Raw genomic sequence first — 18,770 nt, forward strand, 5'->3', positions numbered from 1 at the left:
ACTTCCGCTGCAGCAGGTGGCGGTAGAGAAGCCTTAAAGAAGGATTTGCCCCCAAGAGCTTCCTCGGAACCAAGGTAGACGCACTGATCCCAAACCGAGTCGAGTCGAGGCGTGGCATAGCCGCTGCGCCTCGACTAGTCGTTTTATGGGTGGCGGAGGCCGTGGCAGGCTGGGCCTCTCAGAAGCGAGCAAAAAGCTCCTAGAAATAGTCAAGGGCCAGAGCTTCCGGGTCTCTGGCCCTCAATAGCAGTCGACGGATGAGCCTGCTTCTGTAGTAGTAGAGTCGGAAACGCCACCGGAAATATAGGAGGAGCAGAAAAATCTGGGCTTGGGCGAAATAACTTAGGCGGGGTGGAGCGAAGCGACAAAATCTGAGAGTCAAGGGCGAGGCCGACCACGCGTCGAGCCCGTTGCTACAGGCGCAGAGTGGTTTGTGCATGTGGGAATCTCTACGGCGGTCTGGAGCGCAGCGACAGGACAAATAGTTAAGGGCCAGAGCTTCCGGGTCTCTGGCCCTTAATAGCAGTCGACGGATGAGCCTGCTTCTGTAGCAGTAGAGTCGGAAAGACGGCTTGAAATATAGGCCATCCGAAGATTTTCTTGTTTTTTTCTGACCGGGCTAAAGGACGGCCGTTTCGTGGAGCAGAGCGCCCCGGGCGAAGCGCTCATAGGCCAGAACTGAGGAATCACTTACGATCTCGGTTCTTCCGCGTAAGATCAAGTCGCTCAATATCTTACCGGTGGCCGGCGAGTGCATGACCCCGTGTCCGCTGAAGCCGTTGGCCAGGAACAGCCCGGGGACGGCCTCAACCGGCCCCAGGATGGCATGGTGGTCCGGGGACATCTCATACAGCCCCGCCCAGGTTTTTTTGGGGTTGACCGGGAGGTTCTCAAAGACCGGGACCCGGTTGGCGGCCAACACCAGCACTTTTTCCACAAAGGACGGCTCGAAGTCGGTTTTGTAGCCGGGAGTCTCCTCCGGGTCGTTCCACGCCATCAGGAATCCCCGTCCCTCCGGCCGGAAGTGAAAGCCATTGGACATGTCGATAATCATCGGCGCCGATTGGGGAAAGTCCTCAAAGGGCTCTGAAGGGACGAGCATGCGGCGGAGCGGTTCCACCGGAAGCTCAATCCCGGCGAATTTGGCGATCTGCGCGGCCCAGGCCCCGGCGGCGTTGACCACGGTTCGCGTGGCCACGGTGCCCCGGCTGGTCTCCACGCCGGAGATGCCTTTCTGGTCTATGGAAATTCCCGTTACCTCGGTCTTTTTCCACAGGGTCACGCCTTTTTCGACGGCGGAAGCCATGAAGCCGTTCATCACGCTGTAGGGATCAACAAAGCCGTCGGTAGAGCAGAAGCTGCCGCCCAGTATGTCGTCAGAGCGAATCAGCGGCAGCATGGCACGGATGTCTGCCGCCGAGAGCAGCCGCGCGGTCTTCAATCCGAGCGCCGTCTGCCGCTCAAAGTTGGCGCGCAGGTAGTCGAGATGGGCTTGCTTGGTGGCGGCGAACAAATAGCCTTGCGGCCGGTAGCCCGCGGGATGGCCCAGAGTTTGGTCGAATGCCGCGTAGAAGGGAATCGAGTACAGCGACATCTGAATGTTCACCGGGGTGGAAAACTGCGCGCGCACGCCGCCCATACTCTTGCCCGTGGACCCTTTGCCCTGCGAGCTCTCGCGTTCGACAACCAGCACGTTCGTGCAGCCGGCATCGGCCAGGTGCCAGGCAATGCTGGAGCCTACGATCCCTCCGCCGATGATGACCACGTCTGGCTTCATCTATTTTTGTCGCTTCGCTCCAAACCGCCAATCGTGCTTGGCCAGTGGTTGAAGTTTTCAGCACCCGTAACAGCGCGGTTTGGCACGCAAGTCGGCCTGTCCATTGTTCTTGTCGCTGCGCTCCAAACCGCCAGCGAGCCTGGCTCATGGCAGAGACCTTCTAGCACTTGTTGCAGCGCGGTTTGGCGCGCAAGTCGGCCAAACCGCTTATGGCGCGTTCTACTTCGACTTGGGCTTGATGGCTTCCCACTTGTCGAGCAACGCTTTCAATTCTGTCAGGGCTTTCTCCGCTGCGGCGGTCTGGGTTGCCGTGGGCGCGGCGTCTGCGCTGTCTACAGCAACAGCGATTTGGCCCAGGGCGCCGGCAATGCCGCTCAGGGTTGCTGTGTTGCCGCCTCGGCGGCGAGGGCGCTGGTTCAGCGATTCAATCTCGGCCAGGGCCTCGGCCTTTTTGGCGCGATCTTCATCACTGGAACTCGAGTCATACCACGCGTGGATTTCATTCAGACTGCGAATCGCCGAGGTCAGACCCTGGTTGAGACGCGATTGCAGCGCAAATTGCTTCTCCAGATCCGCCCTGGAAGATGCGACGCGCGGATCCATCGTCAACTTGAACGGCTGCGTGTAGCTCTTGCCGTCCACGGTGATGCGGACCTGGTAGTCGCCGGGAAGAGCGTACGGCCCCTGCGGCTCGTGTGGCACGTTCTGGCCGAACGCCGTGGACATGCTGTATTCGATATTGCCTCCCGCCCAGGCGCCTGGATCTGGCGGAGGCGTGCAGCGCAGGTCCCAGACAAAGCGATGCATGCCCGGCTGCGCAGAGACTTGTTCCGTGGGGCGGAACCAATAGTTCGGGAAGGCCGGCGGTGCAGACGCCGACCACGGCTTATCGGAGCTGGAATGGCTGCGGACGAGTAGGCCGCGTCCGTCAAGAATCTCAAATTTAACTTCACCTTGCGCTGGAAACTTCAAGTAATAGTAGAAGACAGCTCCGGCCGGAGGATTCTCTCCCGCGGGCACTTCCGGCGACAGCGGCGTGTCATGGTTGGTGTTGGCGCGTATGCGCATCGCCGTGGCTGGCTTGAAGAGATAGGCGGCTGCGCTGGTGACATTGGCGTTGATCTGCCGCAACGGGGAAATGTCGTCGAGTATCCAGAAAGACCGTCCATGGGTGGCTATGACCAGGTCGTTGTCTTTCACCACCAGGTCGTGCACCGGCGAGACGGGCAGGTTGAGTTGCAGCGGCTGCCAGTGGTCGCCGTCGTCAAGAGAGAAGAATACGCCGAGTTCTGTGCCGGCGTAGAGCAGGCCTTTGCGGACGGGATCTTCGCGGACAGCGCGGACGTACGCGCCATCGGGAAGGCCCGAGTTGATGCGCGTCCATGTCTTGCCGAAATCGTGCGTGCGATAGATGTATGGTGCGATGTCGTTGAGCCGGTGGCGGTCCACTGCGGCGTAGGCTGTGCCTTCATCAAAATGGCTGGCGTCAATGATGCTTACTTTGCTGTAGGTAGAAAGAGTTGGACTGACGTTGTTCCAAGTCTTGCCGCCATCTCGAGTAACGTGCACTAGCCCAGTGTCCGTTCCCGCCCAGGTCAACCCAGCTTGAATCGGCGAAGGCGCAATGGTGTACACCACGCCGTAGCCGCGTTGCATCGCGTTCTCTGTAGTGACGGGGCCCTCGCGCGAAGCCTGCGGATCAGTCCCCGTCAGGTCCGGACTGATTTTCTCCCAGCTATTGCCTTGGTCGCGGGTGCGCAACACGTATTGCGAACCAAAGTACAAAGTGTGCGCATCCTGCGGCGAAAACACCAGCGGTGACGTCCAACTGAAACGGAATTCAGCTTTGGTGGGATCGCCGAAGGTGCGCACCGCTTCCGGCGCGATCACCTGGGTCTGGCCGGTGCGCTTGTCATAGCGAAACAGTTCGCCGTAGGTGCTGCCGCCGTAAAGTATGTTGGCGTCCGTGGGATCGGGCGCGATGTAGCCGCTCTCGCCCGCGGCCGTCGGGTGCCAGTCGCGGAATGTAATGGACCCGTCATTGCCGCGGCTAGTGGTGTCCACGCTGCCGGAATCCTGCTGCGCGCCGTAGACGTGGTAAGGGAACTGGTTGTCCACGGCCACGTGATAGAACTGCGCGGTGGGCTGGTTGTACCAACTGCTCCAGGTTTTGCCCTCGTCCACGCTCACGCCCACGCCCTGGTCGCTGCCAAAGATCATTCGGCCTGGACTGACCGGATCAACCCACAGCGCGTGGTAGTCGTCACCGCCGGGAGCGCCCTTGATGGCTTCAAAATGTTTGCCGCCGTCAGTGGAGCGGTAAATGGAGACGTTGGGGCAATAGACCACGTCTGGATTTGTTGGGTCCACCACCACTTCACCGAAGTACCAACCGCGGCTGTCAATGCGAGGGTCAGAGCTGACTTGAGTCCAGGTCTGGCCGGCATCGTCTGAGCGATAGAGCCCGCGGGCTTTGGTTTCCTGCGGGCCATTTCCCTGAACGTCAATCAGTGCATAGACGCGCTTGCCGCCGGTGCCGCGCGCGACGGCGAGTCCGATTCGTCCAACTTCTCCTGCGGGAAGCCCGCCACCGGTGATCGGTTGCCAGGTCGCGCCGCCGTCAGATGACTTGTAGATCGTCCCGCCTTTGGTGGTGGGAGCGTAGGTGCTCCACGGCGGACGACGGTCGTACACCAGAGAAGCGTAAGCCGTCTGGGAGTTGTCGGGGTCGAATTGGACGTCAATCGCGCCGGTGTCAGCGTCCTTGTACAGGACTTTCTTCCATGTCGCGCCGCCGTCAGTGGAGCGAAACACGCCGCGTTCTTCACCTGGACCGTACGCGCTGCCCATGGCCGCGACCAGCACGATCTGCGGATTGTGCGGGTCCACCACGATGCGGCTAACGTGCTGCGAGGCGCGGAGTCCAATGTTGTTCCAGGTTTTGCCGCCGTCGGTGGATTTGTACACGCCGTTGCCGTAAGTGATGTTGGAACGGAAGTCAGCTTCGCCGGTGCCTACATAAATAATGTTGGGACTGGACTGGGACACGGCCAACGCGCCAATGGAGCCGATGGGCTGGCCGTCAAAGATTGGCTCCCAGGTTTCGCCGGCGTTGGCGCTCTTCCAGACGCCGCCGCCCACGGCGCCGAAGTAGAACAGGTTGGGCTGGCCTTCCACTCCGCTGACGGCAATACTGCGTCCGCCGCGGAAGGGGCCGATCATGCGCCAGCGCAGCCCGCTGTACAGGCTGGGATCAACCGGTTGCGCGGTCGCCGACAGCGGAATAAGTGTGACGAGCAATTGGGCAATCAGGAACAAACGCCGGAACGAAGAGGACAAAGATCTCATAAGCAGAGCATTGTAAATGAGCTGAAAGGCACAGCTCCTGGGAGTTTCATCTGGTAAATTCAGGGGTACTCACTCCGCACCGTTGTAAAAGGGACTTTATGCAGATCACGGAAATCTCCACTCCCGGCTACGAACGAATTGTTCGCGGCATTGACGCCGCCGCGGGTTACCACGGAATTGTCTTCGTCCACAGCACGGCGCGGGGGCCGGCCGTGGGAGGCACGCGCTTTTGGACGTATGCGAATGAAGGCGAGGCGTTGGAAGATGGTCTGCGTCTCGCCCGCGGCATGACTTACAAGAACGCTCTTGCCGGACTGCCCTGCGGCGGCGGGAAATCCATCATCCTGAAGAGCACGCAGACATTGGACCAAGGAAACCAGGACCGGGAGAAACTTTTTCGCGCGCACGGACGGCTGGTGAACTCGCTGGGCGGCAAATATGTTACGGCAGAAGATGTTGGCACCAGCCCCGCCGACATGGAATTCATTTTGCAAGAGACAACTTTCGTTGCTGGACTGCAGGGACGTTCGGGCGACCCGTCACCGCACACGGCGCGCGGAGTTTTTCGAGCGATGCAAGCCGCGGCGAAACATCGGTGGGGAAGCGACGACCTTGCAGGAAAGACGATCGCGATCCAGGGCTGCGGACACGTGGGCCATTACCTTGCGGGCGAGCTCGCGCGGGCCGGAGCGAAATTGGTGGTCGCTGACGTTGATCCGGATAAAGTGCAGCGCGTGGTGAGCGAGTTCGGAGCGGCAAGCGTCGCGCCTGAAACTATCCTGTCCGCACCTGCCGATATTTTCGCGCCTTGCGCGCTGGGCGGAATCCTGAATGACCAGACTATTCCGCAGCTTCGCGCGGAAATGGTAGTGGGCGGAGCCAACAACCAGTTACTAGAGCCTCGCCATGGCGACGAGCTTCTGCAGCGCGGCATTGTTTACGCCCCGGACTACGCCGCCAACGCCGGTGGGGTGATCCACGGCTGCTGCCGGGAGATGCTGGGCTGGGACGAGCCGCGCACACTGGCCAAGATTGATGCGATCTATGAGACTCTGCTGAAAATCTTCAGGGCCGCCGAGCAGGCGAGCGTAGCAACGTCCAAGGCGGCGGACCTGCTGGCCGAACAGCAGATCTCGAGCCCCGTCGCGCACTAAGGGATTAGCAATGCTCCAGGGCATAAGGCAGGTCCTATGGATGGAGCAACGATCTTCGCGCCGGCCCCAAGACGGCCCTTATCCAGTCGGTCGCGCGCTGACTCCCGCGGGGGTCAGAAGAAAATAGCGGCGCTGAAGCCGCAGGGCAACGTTCACCAGAGCGACCATCACCGGCACTTCGACCAGCGGGCCAATCACCGCGGCAAACGCTGCGCCGGAATTCATTCCAAAAACCGCCACCGCGACGGCGATGGCCAACTCAAAATTGTTGCTGGCAGCCGTGAACGCAAGGGTGGTGGTCTGGCTGTAGTCGGCGCCGACACTGCGTCCCATCCAGAAGCTGACGGCGAACATCACCACAAAATAAATGAGCAGCGGCACGGCGATGCGTAGCACGTCAAACGGAAGCTGCACGATCAGGTTTCCCTTGAGGCTGAACATCACGACGATGGTGAACAGCAGGGCGATGAGCGTCAGCGGGCTGATGAAAGGGATGAAGCGGGTTTGATACCAATTCCGGCCCTTGATCTTCAACAGGACAAAACGCGTTGCCATGCCGGCCAGAAATGGGATACCAAGATAAATGAATACGCTTTTGGCGATCTGGCTGATGCTCACTTGCACCACAGATCCCTTCAAGCCGAACAGGGGAGGAAGAACGGTTATGAACAGCCAAGCATAAACGCTGTAAAAAAGCACTTGAAAGACGCTGTTGAAGGCCACCAGGCCCGCGGCGTAATCAGAGTCGCCGGCGGCCAATTCATTCCAGACAATCACCATGGCAATGCAGCGTGCCAGCCCGATCAAGATGAGTCCAGTCATATAGGCGGGATAGCCGCGCAGGAAAATTACCGCGAGCGCGAACATCAGCGCCGGCCCAATTACCCAGTTTTGCAGCAGGGACAAACCCAGAACCCTGCGGTTGCGAAACACTCTGCCGAGTTTCTCGTACTGCACTTTGGCCAGCGGCGGATACATCATCAAGATCAGGCCCAGGGCGATGGGAATGTTTGTGGTCCCAGACTGAAACCGTCCAAGGAATGCCGTGGTGCCGGGCAGGTAGTGCCCAAGCGCCACTCCCAAACTCATGGCGAGAAAAATCCAGAGCGTTAGATAGCGGTCCAGGAAGCCAAGCTTGCGACGGGGGCGAGGTGCGCAGGGAACAAGATTCGCGGTGATTGGGACGTCTGGCTTCATCTTGTGTTCCTTCCTTCAGCCCAATGCGAAAGGATACTCATTCAGTTCCGATCCGCCGGAGTTCGCTCTGGATCGCCATATTGCCCAGTTTCTCCATAGGCAAGGCGAGGAACAGGCTGATGCGGCGGTCGAGCATGATGTACGCGTCGCGGAAGGCGCGTGAGACTTCTTCCGGCGTCCCTTGAACAGCAGCGGGATCCGGTACGCCCCAGTGGGCGGTCATGGGCTGGCCAGGCCAAATGGGGCAGACTTCATGGGCGGCGTTGTCGCACACGGTGAAGACAAAATCCATGCGCGGAGCATCGGGCTGGGCGAATTCGTCCCAACTCTTACTGCGCAGACCTTCCACAGGCAGACGCGCCGACTGCAATTGCGCGATAGCTTCTGGCCGGACGCTCCCCGAGGGATGGCTGCCGGCGCTGTAAGAAGCAAAGTTGGGAAAACCCTTCTGCCGGAGAATGGCCTCCGCCATGACCGAGCGGGCCGAGTTTCCGGTGCAGAGAAACAGCACGTTGTAGCGCTTCGTCATTTGGCTCTCGTTCTCCGCGGCAAAAGTTGAGTGCGACTAGCTACAGCAGCCGGGAGCACAGCAGGCGGCCGGCTTTTTAGCGCGTACAAAAGCGCTCATGAACTTGCCGTCGGCTTGTTGTGCGATGGCGTCCACGTCCAGGCCTTTGTCGGCGAGGAAATTGCGGGCGTCTTCCACGCGATAAATCCGAGTGGGCTCGATCTCAACGGATTCAAAACCTGCGCGCGCCAGCTTGGATGTGTATTCATGCTCCGATAGCGCACCAGCGACGCAGCCCACCCACAGCAGCACGCTCTTGCGGACTTGGTCGGGCATCTCGCCGCGGACCACCACATCAGACACGGCAAAACGTCCGCCGGGTTTGAGCACGCGGAAGGCTTCGCGCAGGACGCGGTCTTTGTCGGCTGAGAGATTGATCACGCAGTTGGAGATGATTACGTCCACGGAGTTGTCAGGCAGGGGAATATGTTCGATTTCGCCTTTGAGAAACTCAACGTTGGTGACGCCAGAGTTCTTCTGGTTTTCGCGCGCCAGGGCCAGCATGTCGTCGGTCATGTCCAGGCCGTAGGCTTTGCCGGTGGGGCCCACGCGCCGCGCGGACAGCAGAACGTCAATGCCGCCGCCGGAGCCGAGATCCAGCACAGTCTCGCCGGGACGCAACTCAGCGAGGGCGGTGGGATTGCCGCAACCCAGCGACGCCTTGACGGCTTGTTCGGGCAGGACGCTGGTCTGCGAGGCGTCATACAAATCGCGGGTGATGGGATCAACATCTCCACAACTTGCGGCGCCGCCACAGCAGGAATTTCCCGCTCCGGCAATCACCCGCCGGGCCGCTTCTCCGTACTTCTCTTTGACCACTTCTTTGATGTTGGTTTCACTCATGATTCAACTCCTTTATCGGCAGCAGACGATCTTCTGCGGCTCAACGGCTTTGTTGCGGGTGCAGCACTCGGCGTAAAGGAACCCCAGCAGTTCCTGCAGCGCCGCACAGTTGGCGGTGTAGCGCAAGAACGTGCCTTCGCGCTGGACCGCGACCAGATCCTCGTTCTTCAGCTTGTCCAGATGGTGCGACAGAGTGGAGGCGGGAATTTCCAGTTCCTCGCCGATCTCATTGACCACCATGCCATCCGGGTGGGCGGAGAGCAGCAGGCGCACAATGCGCAGGCGAGGTTCCGTTCCCATGGCGGAAAACATGTCCGCGTAACGGGCGACGTCGTCAGGGTTGGGTTTGGCCACGGCAACTCCTTCTATAATTCTATTATCATAGAAATATAGAATAAGGCAAGGGGAATTTGCGGTTGGGAAATCCAAAGACGTGGTTGGCTTTATTTGCGTCACAGGCAGGGGCCCGTCGTGAGAACGCCCTGACACGGCATGGTAGGTGACAGATTCTCGGGATCCTTCGACTGCGCGACGCCATGCTGCGCAGCGTCGCTTCGCTCAGGACGACATTCCTCGGGTGATATCGTTTAAAGGCCGGTCAAGGTTTTGAAGAGACTTACCTTTGGTTCGTCGAGAGCAACATCGGCCTTTGCTGCGCGAAGTGGGTGTCACCCAGCGGGCGGCTTCTTGCGCACGTAGAGCAGCTTGTCAATTTCGGCAACCACGTTGCCGTCGCTGTCCATGACGTTCACCTGGAACTGCGGTTCGGTCTTGCCTTGGGCGTCGGCGGCGGCCTTGATCTCAGCGACTCTCTCCGCGGAGACATGGAACACGGCTTTGACCACGCCCTTGCCCGGCTTTTTGAAGCGGATGGTGGCGGCCTTGTCCCATACGATGTAGTCCGGGCCGAGAATGTTGATCAGCATGAGCATGTAAAAGGGGTCGCACATGGAGTAGAGCGACCCGCCAAAGTGCGTGCCTACGTAGTTGCGGTTGTAAAAGCGCAGCGGCATTTCCACGCGGATGGTGGTGAAGTCGTCGGCAATCTCAGTCACGCGCACGCCGGCGCCGAGGTAGGGCGGATAGAACCTCAGCCTGCGATGGAGTTTCTTTGCGGTCATCGCCATGATTGCTTCCGCAGAAGCCCTCAGCTATTTCTTTGCAGGATCGTCGGCCGCGTTGACGTAGGCGCGCTTGAACGGTCCCAGCCCCTGCGTCTGAATCACCGTCTCTCCGTGGGCGGTGGCAAAGTGGCTCTGTCCAGGCGGGACGGACACCATGGATCCCGGCGGCAGGTTCTGCAGTTTGCTGTCATCCCAGGTGTCGCCGGAGCCGATGCGTAGCTCTCCGCTCAGCACTGTGGTGGTCTCAGTGACCGGATGGCGGTGCGGAGCGATCTTGTAGCCGTCAGGCATTTTCAGGCGCAGCACAAACGGACCGTCGCTGGTTGGGTCGCCAGACAGGACGGCAATCATCGCACCGGGTGGCAAGCCCGCAGGGACCGGCTTCCAGGCGATTTTGTCCGGCGTAACAACCGTGACGCTGGGCGCAGAAGCCTGTGCCGGCGGGGCCTGAGCGGAGGGAGCTTGCACAGCGACCAGGACTACGACAAGGGCGAGCAACAACAAGAGGGCTGCTGAAGATTTACGCATGGTCTCTCCTGAAGGTGAAGCATCACCGGGCGAGATTGTACACTTGATTGCTTACCTGGAGGTGGACCATCGCACACCAACGAATCAGAAGCGCGGGGACCGAGAAAGCCAACCTGCCTTTCAGTGACGCCGTGTGGGCCGGCGACACGCTGTATCTCAGCGGCCACATCGGCTTTGATCCCCACACCGGCGAGCTGCCGGCAACGGCCGAAGAAGAAGCCACAGCGGTGATGGACGCATTCAAGAAAACGCTGGAAACCGCCGGGCTGCAGATGAGCGATCTGGTTTTTATGCAGATCTTCTGTCCGGACGTGAGCCTGTTCGGCGAGTTCAATACCATCTACCGGACGTATTTCAAGGATGGTGAGTATCCAGCGAGGGCCTTTCTGGGGTCCGGCCCGCTGCTGTTCGACGCGAGATTTGAAGTGCAGGGAATTGCCGTGAAAAGCTGACGCCTTGGCTATTCCGCCGTGGTTGGGTCAATGATGGTTCGTACCTCGGACACTTTGTTGGCAGGGAATCCACCCAGCCGGGCGTGCTCGCGGACGGATTTCTCATCCGGAGCGATGTACACGCAGTAGATCTTGTCCTGCGTCACAAAGCTTTCCACCCACTGGATCTGCGGACCCATGTTCTTGAGCACTCCGCACGACTTCTGCGAGATGGCTTGCAGTTCTGCCGGCGTCAAATTGCCGGCGCCGGGGATTTCCCGTTCGATGACATATTTAGGCACGCTTGCCTCCTGAGGGATGGTCATTTGCGACGGCTATCAAGGTAGCACATCATGGGCGGGAGCCAAGCGGATTTTGCGAATGCGCGCCTCTTGCGCATGCACGATGCAACGCTGATTTGTTTGATTCTAGTTGCCTTCGTTTCGCGTGTTCGGTAGACTCGTCGCCAAATATTCAGGCTTGTCTCTGCCCTCTTGGTCCGCGCCAGGGAGGGCACTCCGATGTTGGAGCGCAAACGTATGGTACTGAGAAACTCGTCTCGCGAAAAAGGATCGGTGTTCGGCAATGTACTTGCTGTAGCCGGTATCGTAGTCGCTATCGTTGGCATCATTGTGGGACTTCTTTCTCCAGAGTTCCGTCGCTTTCTCCACGTTGACGATTCCATTAACAAATCGTCATATCGAGTGGGGTACGTAGTTCCGTGGATAAGCTTCTACGAATTTGAAAGGGGCAAGTCTCACGGCCCTGATCCGGAAGACATTCAAGAGTTGATGAAACAGAAGTGGGCGGAACTGGACAGCAATCTCAAGGATCTTGAAATCGTCGTCGATGCGCACAGCTTAGACTTCAAGGCTTCGGACGGTGATTACGGAAACAGTCCTGCCGCTGATTTTTTTTTCGACAAGATAGGCTCTAAGCACGGGGAGCAAAGTCGCCAAGCCTATAAGCTGGGCGTGATGGTAATGGCGACTTTTTGGATGTGCCAGCGAAAGCAGTTTGTTCGCGACGACGCTTTAAGGACGCTCGCTAAGCTAAATGATGCTGCAAAGCCTTTTGGCATAAAGCCCATTGCTAGCAGCGAACTTGAACGAGCGGATGGACCTGCAAATATCAATAAGGAACTTCAGTCACTAGCACAGGATATGGATGCTCGTGTGAGAAAGAAGCTGTAGTCCGCTCGCCGGTCTCGCGGCGGAGGAAAGCTAAACCATCTTGAGTAGCCGTTCACGCCTTTGCTCCCAGTCGTCGCTGGAAAAGATGTTGGGGCCAACTTCAATCAGGCGGGGAAGCATGTTGAAGACGGAAACCGGAGTCCAGGTGCCGCCGTTGCGGGTGCGCAGGCCGCGCTTGTTCAACTCAGAGGCCACCAAGGTAATGGAATAGTCCTGCACGATCAGCTCCATCATCTGCACCAGGACGTCGCGCTCCCGCGGATCTTCTTCCAGGCGGCTGCAGTCAGAGGCCACGCGCAGTCCGTAAGGGATTTCTTCCACGATCACCGGATGCTCACTCTCACCGGGGATCTCGCGCCGCCATTCGATGGCCACCAGCTTCCAGCCGGCTTCTGACTTCTGCTTCATGTAGTCCAAATCCACAGAGCCTGTTACCACTTCGCGAATCCGTTCAATCTTTGCCATGGCTGTGAGTCCTTATATATATGGGAGTGACGGAGACCGGCCATGTAAACCGGCTTCCGGGTGGTACGCAGGTCAGTTCAGAGCAAGCTCCATGCCAAGGATCGCGCCAGCGTAAGTATGCGGTGCAGAGCAACATAGAACAACGCGATGATTAGTTGGCAACGGTGGAGATGAGCGTTTGTGGGACGTTCGCGTCCGAAAGCGGACAGTTTTCATCGGCGCGGGCGACGAATCGCCACACTTTGGCGACGAGAGACCATCTAAGAAGCAGGAGCGAAAAAGTCCCATGATACGAAGGATCAAGTCGGGCGAATACCGGCTGTATTCGCGGAAAATCAATCCCAAGACCGGCAAGCGGCGCAATCTGGGCACGTTCCCGACGCTGGAGCAGGCCAAGCAGCACGAGCGCGAAGTGCAATTCTTCAAGCGGCGCGCCGCGGGCTGACAGTCTCGTACACGTCCGCGTGAGGCCGTGCTTAGATGCGCGTGGTAGAATCCGCGCGAGCATTCATCCTTGGCCAAGAAACCTCCTCGATTCGCATGACCACGCCACCGTCTCAGGCTTCACCCAGCAAGCCTTCGCTGAGAAGATCTATGAGTTTGGCCCACGCCACGGCCATGGTGGTAGGCATTATTCTGGGCGCGTCCATCTTCATTCAGCCTTCTGAGATCACTCGCCTGGTGCCCAGCGTGCGCGGACTGCTGCTGGTATGGCTGGCGGCTGGCGCTCTCACGTTTTGCGGGGCCCTCGTCTGCGCCGAGCTGAGTTCCGCATTTCCCGATACCGGCGGCGTGTACGTCTTTCTGCGGCGCATCTTCCATCCGGCCCTGGGATTCCTTTGGGGATGGGGAATGTTCTGGAGCATTCATTCGGGAATCATCGCCGCCATCGCCGTGGTGCTGGCGCGCTACGTTGGATACTTTTTCCCGCTCAGCGAGTGGGGCACGCGTGGCGTAGCCATGGCGGCCATCCTGTTGTTGTCCGTCATCAACTACCTGGGTGTGAAGCCAGGAAGCGCATTGCAGGTGGCGCTGACGGCGGTGAAGGTCGGCGCGATCGTGATCCTGGTGGCGCTGCTGTTCTGGTTTGGGGGACCTGCGCATCAAACTTCGGTTCATGAAAGTTCGGCTCATGAAGGCTGGGCTGATGAAAGCTCGGCGCAGCACAATTCGGCCCAAGCGGCTGCTTCCGCCGCGGGCGAACTGAGCACCGTGTCGTTCTCGGCATATGCGCTGGCCATCGCCGCCGGGCTGTTTGCCTTTGGCGGATGGCACATGGTGACCTACGCTGCGGGTGAGACGCGTGATCCTGAACGCACGCTGCCCCGTGCCTTGATGGCCGGCGTCGCCGTGGTGACTGTGTGTTACGTCCTGCTCAATGCCGCTTACGTTTACGTAATGCCGCTGGGCGACGTGGCGCGTTCGTCGCGAGTGGCCGCCGACGCCACGGAAAAAGTTCTGGGCGCGGGCGTGGGCGGCGCGATTGCCGTGCTGGTGGTCATCTCGGCGCTGGGCGGGCTGAACGGTATCATCCTGGCCGGACCGCGCGTGTACTACGCAATGGCCCAAGACGGACTCGCGTTCCGCTGGATGGCGGCCGTGCATCCACAGAGGCAGACGCCGTACCTGGCCATCGCCGCACAGGCTGCCTGGTCGTGCGTGCTGGTGGGAACCAACAGTTATCGCCAACTTTTCACCCGAGTGGTGTACACGGAATGGTTGTTTTTCGCCCTTCTCGCCTGTGGTTTGTTCGTGCTTCGGAGAAATTCGCAATACAATCCCCAGTTCCTTGTGCGCGGATACCCTCTGGTTCCGCTGGTGTTCATTGCGGCGTCTCTGGCCATTGCGCTGAACCAGGTACGCGCCAACCCGCGTGACAGCGCCATCGGTTTAGGCTTGCTTGTCGCTGGACTTCCCGTGTACTTTGTCTGGACGTTATTGCAAAACAACCCACGGGACGCCCGCACGAATGCCAATCGTTGACTTCCACAACCACTACTATCCGCCCGAGTACATCAAGGCACTGGAGCAGGGCCCAAGCGCCGTCCGCATCACTTACGACCAGGAAAAGAACCCCTGCCTGCACTATCCCGGCGACTACAACGTAGCCGTCCGCGGCCACCGCGACATTGATTATCGCGAGGAAGTGTTGCGCGAGCAGGGAATTGATACCCAGGTCATCACCCTCACCACGCCAGGAACGCATATCGAAGAGCCGCCGACCGCCGTCCGACTGGCTGCACTGGTCAACGACTGCTTTGCCCGCGTCGTCGCCGATAAACATGGCCGCTTCGCCGCGCTGGCGACTCTGCCTCTGTGCAATCCCGCGGCGTCAGTGGCGGAGCTGCGCCGCGCCATGGGGCAACTCAAATTTCCCGGCGCCATGGTCTTCAGCAACGTCAACGGCGTGGCGCTGAGCGACCAGCGCTTCTGGAAGCTGTGGGAAACGGCCAACGAACTGGGCGCTGTCATCCATATTCATCCGACCAACCCCGTCGGCGTGGAAGCCATGCTCGACTACTGGCTCATGCCGCTGGTCGGCTTCCTCATGGACACCACGCTCGCCGCCGCCAGCCTGGTCTTCAGCGGCGTGCCGGAACGCTTTCCCCGCATCCGCTGGGTTCTCGGACACCTGGGCGGTGCGATCCCGTATCTTGCCGAACGTCTGGACCGCGGCTATGAAGCCTTTGCCGAATGCCGCAAGAACATTTCCCGTCCGCCTTCGTCGTATCTCAAGCAGTTCTATTTCGACACCGTGAACTTCGATCCGCGCGCGCTGGAGCTGGCGGTCAGCTTCGCCGGCGCAGATCATATCCTGGCCGGCAGCGACTACCCGCACGCCATCGGCAGCATTCCCAAAATGCTGGAGAGCTTGCAGGCCATGCAGGTGCCGGAGGAAGACAGAAAGAAGATACTGGGAGGGAATGCGAAGAGCTTGCTGCGGACTTAGTGAACATCCACCACGGAGACACGGAGGCACGGAGAACAGCAAGCCTTGGTGTAGCTTCCCTGGCGGTCTCTTCCTGCAATCTGATCCGCGCTCATCTGCGTCAATCCTCGGCCCCCGGCCTTTCTCCGTGCCTCCGTGTCTCCGTGGTGAATCCGCGTCTTCCATGCTAGAATCGCGGCTCAATCCTCATGGCCCGTAAAGTCTCACTGTTCGTGCCGTGTTTTGTTGACCAGCTTCTGCCTGAAGTTGCGGTGGACACGGTCACAGTGCTGCGCCGTATCGGCTGTGAAGTCAGCTTTCCCCCGGACCAAACCTGCTGCGGACAGCCCGGCTTCAATTCCGGCTACTGGGATGAAGCGCGCCCCTGCGCCGAGCGTTTCCTGCGCGTGTTCAAAGACGCCGAGTGCATCGTGTGTCCGTCGGGTTCGTGCACGACAATGGTGCGGGTGTTCTATCCCGAGCTGCTTGCCGCAAGCTCGCACAAGTCTGACGCCGTGGCCATCGGCAAGCGCACGTTTGAGCTTTCTGAGTTCCTGGTCAAAGTCGCCGGTGTGACCGACGTTGGCGCCAAGTTTCCTCACACCGTTACTTATCACGCCAGTTGCCACGGACTGCGCGAGCTGAACCTGCGCGATGAACCACTCAAGCTTCTTCGCGGCGTGGCTGGGCTGAAGCTGGTAGACATGGCGCGCCACGACGAATGCTGCGGCTTTGGCGGGACGTTTGCCACCAAGTTTGAAAGCATTTCCGCGGCGATGGGCGTTTCCAAGGCCGACAACGTCGCGGCCACCGGTGCCGAGTTCGTCACCGCGATTGATCCCAGTTGTCTGATGCACGTCCAGGGGATTCTGGGAAAGCGCAACGACAAGGCGAAAGCCATTCATCTGGCCAGCATTTTGGCGAGTGAGGGCACATGATGAAGGCTTTTTGTCGCTCCGCTAACGCTGCGCTCCGGCCTACGGCAGTAGGGAAGGAATTTTTCGCGCCCTTAACGGCACGACTGAAGTCGTGCCCTGATACGAATCTTCTTTCCGAGGGGTGTGCACCATGAGCGGCGCGTCGCCTGCCAACCTGGCGGAAAAATTCCTGCGCGACGCGGCGGAGAAGTCCGCTGACCTGGTCCACCGCGAGATTATCCGCAAGGGCATGGAGAGCTATGACGTGGCGCACCAGAAAGGCCGCGCCCGCTTTGCCGATTGGGAAGCTGCCCGCGCGCGTTGCCAGGAGATCAAGCGCGAAGCCATCAACAATCTGGACAAGTACCTGCTCCAGTTTGAAGCCAAGGTGATCGAGCACGGCGGCAAAGTTTTCTGGGCCGCCACCAGCGAAGAAGCCTGCCAATATGTGACCGAACTTGCGCAGCGCCACAAAGTAAAAACCGTCGTTAAGTCCAAGAGCATGGTCACGGAAGAGATACACCTGGCGCCGGCGCTGGAGAAAGTCGGCTGCACGGTGTTGGAGACTGACCTGGGTGAATACATTGTCCAGCTTCGGCATGAAGGTCCGTATCATATTGTTACGCCGGCCATGCATTTAGACCGCAAGCAAATTGGCGATCTTTTTCGCGACAAATTCAACGAACCGAATTTGTCCAACGATCCGCAGGAACTGGTGGCGGCGGCGCGTCGCCAGCTACGCAAAGCGTTCTTCGCCGCCGAGATGGGCATTTCCGGCGCGAATTTCCTGGTCGCCGACAGCGGCTGCATCGCTGTCAACACCAACGAAGGCAATGGACGACTGAGCACCGGAGTCCCGCGCCTGCACGTGGCGGTGACGGGAATCGAAAAAGTCATTCCGCGCCTGGAAGACTTGGCGACTCTGTGGCCGGTGCTGGCGACGTCGGGCACCGGTCAGCCGATCACCACGTATGCCAGCCTGATCGGCGGGCCCAAGCGTCCGGGTGAAGCCGACGGCCCCACGGAATTCCACGTCGTTCTGGTGGACAACGGACGCAGCAGTCTGCTGGCGCATCCGGAAGAACGCGAAGTGCTGCATTGCATCCGCTGCGGCGCGTGCCTGAACATTTGCCCGGTGTTTCGCCACATCGGCGGACACAGCTACGGCACGCCGTATCCTGGACCCATCGGCAGCGTGCTGGTGCCGCAACTCGAAGGCGAAAAGTTCAAGCATCTTTCTTTCGCGTCGTCGCTGTGCGGCGCGTGCACCAGTGTCTGTCCAGTCAAGATTGATCTGCACCACCATCTGCTGCACAACCGCCGCGACTTCACCAAAGCCGGCACGGGCAAACTCACCGACCGTCTCAAGTTCCGCATGTGGAGCGCGGCCATGCGCAGCCCGGCGCTCTACGCCATGGGCGGATGGTTCACCCGCGCCAGCTTGCGCGCCATTTACGGCATGGGCATGAGCGGCTCCGCGCTGGACCCGATGCGCGCATGGAACCACAGCCGCGCCGGCGTGCCGTTGCCCAAAGAGTCTTTCCGCGCAAGATGGAAGAAAGGCCTTGGCGATGTCAAATAATCCCAGCCGCGAATTGATTCTCGAGCGCATTCGCGCCGGGCTGAAAGCCGCTCCGGCAGCGCCCGCGACTGCGGTGGCGTCGTTTGAGCAAGCCGCGCCGATCTTTCGTCTGGTGGAAAAGCCGCTGGAGCGTTTCCAGCAGGAAGCCAAAGCCAACCTGATGGAGGTTTTCCCGGCGGCGGACGCGTCCGCCAGCGTGCAATGTCTTTCGCGTGTGGTGCAGGCGCTTCCCCAGGGAGAAATCTTTGTTCAGGACGCTCCGGTGCTTCGCCGCATGGTGGACGCGGCGCGCATCAACCGTCCGGTGCGCTGGTCATTCCAGGGCGGGCCCACGGAGGCGTCACAAGCCACCGTCACGCTGGCCGACGCGCTGATTGCGCAGACCGGATCCATCTTTGTGACGGCCGCCTGCGGCGGACGCGGCGCGTCCGTGGTGGCGCCGGTGCATATCGTGTTCGCGACCACCGGCCAGATCGTCCCTGACCTGCTCACCGCGCTGCGCAACGCCAAGCAGCAAAACAAGCTCGACCAAAACTCCTTCGCCTGCGTGATCAGCGGCTCCAGCCGCACCGCCGACATCGAAAAGATCCTGGTCCAGGGCGCCCACGGGCCAACGCGGCTGGTGGTGATTCTGCAGAGCGGCGGGTAGGCGAAGCGCCTGATTGCCGTGATCGGAAAAACCCTTAACCACAAAGGACACGAAGGAACACGAAG

The 18,770-nt window shown here is 59.9% G+C and carries 19 protein-coding genes; 9 read left to right on the plus strand and 10 right to left on the minus strand.

What is annotated here, in order from left to right:
• Positions 1 to 619 precede the first annotated feature (619 nt).
• Positions 620 to 1,777: an FAD-binding oxidoreductase gene (locus LAO20_22540; protein ID MBZ5534214.1), complete on the minus strand. Its 1,158-nt coding sequence runs from the start codon at positions 1,775 to 1,777 to the stop codon at positions 620 to 622.
• Between the two features lie 219 nt (positions 1,778 to 1,996).
• The gene (locus LAO20_22545; protein ID MBZ5534215.1) at positions 1,997 to 5,125 is read right to left on the minus strand and encodes a hypothetical protein; all 3,129 of its coding nucleotides are present in this window, start codon (positions 5,123 to 5,125) and stop codon (positions 1,997 to 1,999) included.
• Positions 5,126 to 5,223: 98 nt separating this feature from the next.
• Here LAO20_22545 and LAO20_22550 point away from each other — a divergent pair, with 98 nt between their 5' ends.
• Positions 5,224 to 6,279, plus strand: a complete 1,056-nt coding sequence (locus LAO20_22550; GenBank protein MBZ5534216.1) for a leucine dehydrogenase — start codon at positions 5,224 to 5,226, stop codon at positions 6,277 to 6,279.
• Between the two features lie 78 nt (positions 6,280 to 6,357).
• On the opposite strand, the gene arsB is transcribed toward LAO20_22550, so the two are convergent.
• From arsB to LAO20_22580, 6 genes are all read right to left on the minus strand, one after another.
• Positions 6,358 to 7,476, minus strand: a complete 1,119-nt coding sequence (arsB, locus tag LAO20_22555; protein MBZ5534217.1) for an ACR3 family arsenite efflux transporter — start codon at positions 7,474 to 7,476, stop codon at positions 6,358 to 6,360.
• Between the two features lie 37 nt (positions 7,477 to 7,513).
• The gene (locus LAO20_22560; GenBank protein MBZ5534218.1) at positions 7,514 to 8,005 is read right to left on the minus strand and encodes an arsenate reductase ArsC; all 492 of its coding nucleotides are present in this window, start codon (positions 8,003 to 8,005) and stop codon (positions 7,514 to 7,516) included.
• 36 nt (positions 8,006 to 8,041) lie between these two features.
• On the minus strand, positions 8,042 to 8,887 hold the full coding sequence (locus LAO20_22565; protein ID MBZ5534219.1) for an arsenite methyltransferase: 846 nt from the start codon (positions 8,885 to 8,887) through the stop codon (positions 8,042 to 8,044).
• A 12-nt stretch (positions 8,888 to 8,899) separates the two neighbouring features.
• Positions 8,900 to 9,199: a metalloregulator ArsR/SmtB family transcription factor gene (locus LAO20_22570; GenBank protein ID MBZ5534220.1), complete on the minus strand. Its 300-nt coding sequence runs from the start codon at positions 9,197 to 9,199 to the stop codon at positions 8,900 to 8,902.
• A gap of 356 nt (positions 9,200 to 9,555) precedes the next feature.
• Positions 9,556 to 10,014, minus strand: coding sequence for a DUF4442 domain-containing protein (locus LAO20_22575; GenBank protein ID MBZ5534221.1), 459 nt, complete (start codon positions 10,012 to 10,014; stop codon positions 9,556 to 9,558).
• Between the two features lie 24 nt (positions 10,015 to 10,038).
• On the minus strand, positions 10,039 to 10,539 hold the full coding sequence (locus LAO20_22580; protein ID MBZ5534222.1) for a cupin domain-containing protein: 501 nt from the start codon (positions 10,537 to 10,539) through the stop codon (positions 10,039 to 10,041).
• A gap of 83 nt (positions 10,540 to 10,622) precedes the next feature.
• Here LAO20_22580 and LAO20_22585 point away from each other — a divergent pair, with 83 nt between their 5' ends.
• Positions 10,623 to 10,991 (plus strand): RidA family protein, encoded by a 369-nt coding sequence (locus LAO20_22585; protein MBZ5534223.1) that lies wholly within the window; start codon positions 10,623 to 10,625, stop codon positions 10,989 to 10,991.
• Positions 10,992 to 10,999: 8 nt separating this feature from the next.
• Here the strand turns inward: LAO20_22585 and LAO20_22590 are convergent, their stop codons facing one another.
• On the minus strand, positions 11,000 to 11,272 hold the full coding sequence (locus LAO20_22590; protein ID MBZ5534224.1) for a DUF4242 domain-containing protein: 273 nt from the start codon (positions 11,270 to 11,272) through the stop codon (positions 11,000 to 11,002).
• A 237-nt stretch (positions 11,273 to 11,509) separates the two neighbouring features.
• Between LAO20_22590 and LAO20_22595 the strand changes: the two genes are divergently transcribed.
• The gene (locus tag LAO20_22595; GenBank protein ID MBZ5534225.1) at positions 11,510 to 12,163 is read left to right on the plus strand and encodes a hypothetical protein; all 654 of its coding nucleotides are present in this window, start codon (positions 11,510 to 11,512) and stop codon (positions 12,161 to 12,163) included.
• A gap of 30 nt (positions 12,164 to 12,193) precedes the next feature.
• Here LAO20_22595 and LAO20_22600 read toward each other — a convergent pair whose 3' ends face one another.
• Positions 12,194 to 12,628, minus strand: a complete 435-nt coding sequence (locus LAO20_22600) for a recombinase family protein (GenBank protein ID MBZ5534226.1) — start codon at positions 12,626 to 12,628, stop codon at positions 12,194 to 12,196.
• Between the two features lie 286 nt (positions 12,629 to 12,914).
• Here LAO20_22600 and LAO20_22605 point away from each other — a divergent pair, with 286 nt between their 5' ends.
• From LAO20_22605 to LAO20_22630, 6 genes are all read left to right on the plus strand, one after another.
• Complete coding sequence (locus LAO20_22605; protein ID MBZ5534227.1) at positions 12,915 to 13,073, plus strand: hypothetical protein; 159 nt, start codon at positions 12,915 to 12,917, stop codon at positions 13,071 to 13,073.
• 149 nt (positions 13,074 to 13,222) lie between these two features.
• On the plus strand, positions 13,223 to 14,611 hold the full coding sequence (locus LAO20_22610) for an amino acid permease (GenBank protein MBZ5534228.1): 1,389 nt from the start codon (positions 13,223 to 13,225) through the stop codon (positions 14,609 to 14,611).
• Complete coding sequence (locus LAO20_22615; protein MBZ5534229.1) at positions 14,598 to 15,578, plus strand: amidohydrolase; 981 nt, start codon at positions 14,598 to 14,600, stop codon at positions 15,576 to 15,578. The genes LAO20_22610 and LAO20_22615 overlap by 14 nt, the downstream gene beginning before the upstream one ends.
• 188 nt (positions 15,579 to 15,766) lie before the next feature.
• Positions 15,767 to 16,495, plus strand: a complete 729-nt coding sequence (locus tag LAO20_22620) for a (Fe-S)-binding protein (protein MBZ5534230.1) — start codon at positions 15,767 to 15,769, stop codon at positions 16,493 to 16,495.
• Positions 16,496 to 16,625: 130 nt separating this feature from the next.
• A complete protein-coding gene (locus tag LAO20_22625) occupies positions 16,626 to 18,056 on the plus strand; it encodes an iron-sulfur cluster-binding protein (protein ID MBZ5534231.1) in 1,431 nt (476 codons plus the stop codon).
• On the plus strand, positions 18,040 to 18,705 hold the full coding sequence (locus LAO20_22630; GenBank protein ID MBZ5534232.1) for a lactate utilization protein: 666 nt from the start codon (positions 18,040 to 18,042) through the stop codon (positions 18,703 to 18,705). The genes LAO20_22625 and LAO20_22630 overlap by 17 nt, the downstream gene beginning before the upstream one ends.
• Positions 18,706 to 18,770 lie beyond the last annotated feature (65 nt).

It is taken from the genome of Terriglobia bacterium, assembly GCA_020072815.1.
Taxonomy (GTDB): domain Bacteria; phylum Acidobacteriota; class Terriglobia; order Terriglobales; family Acidobacteriaceae; genus Angelobacter.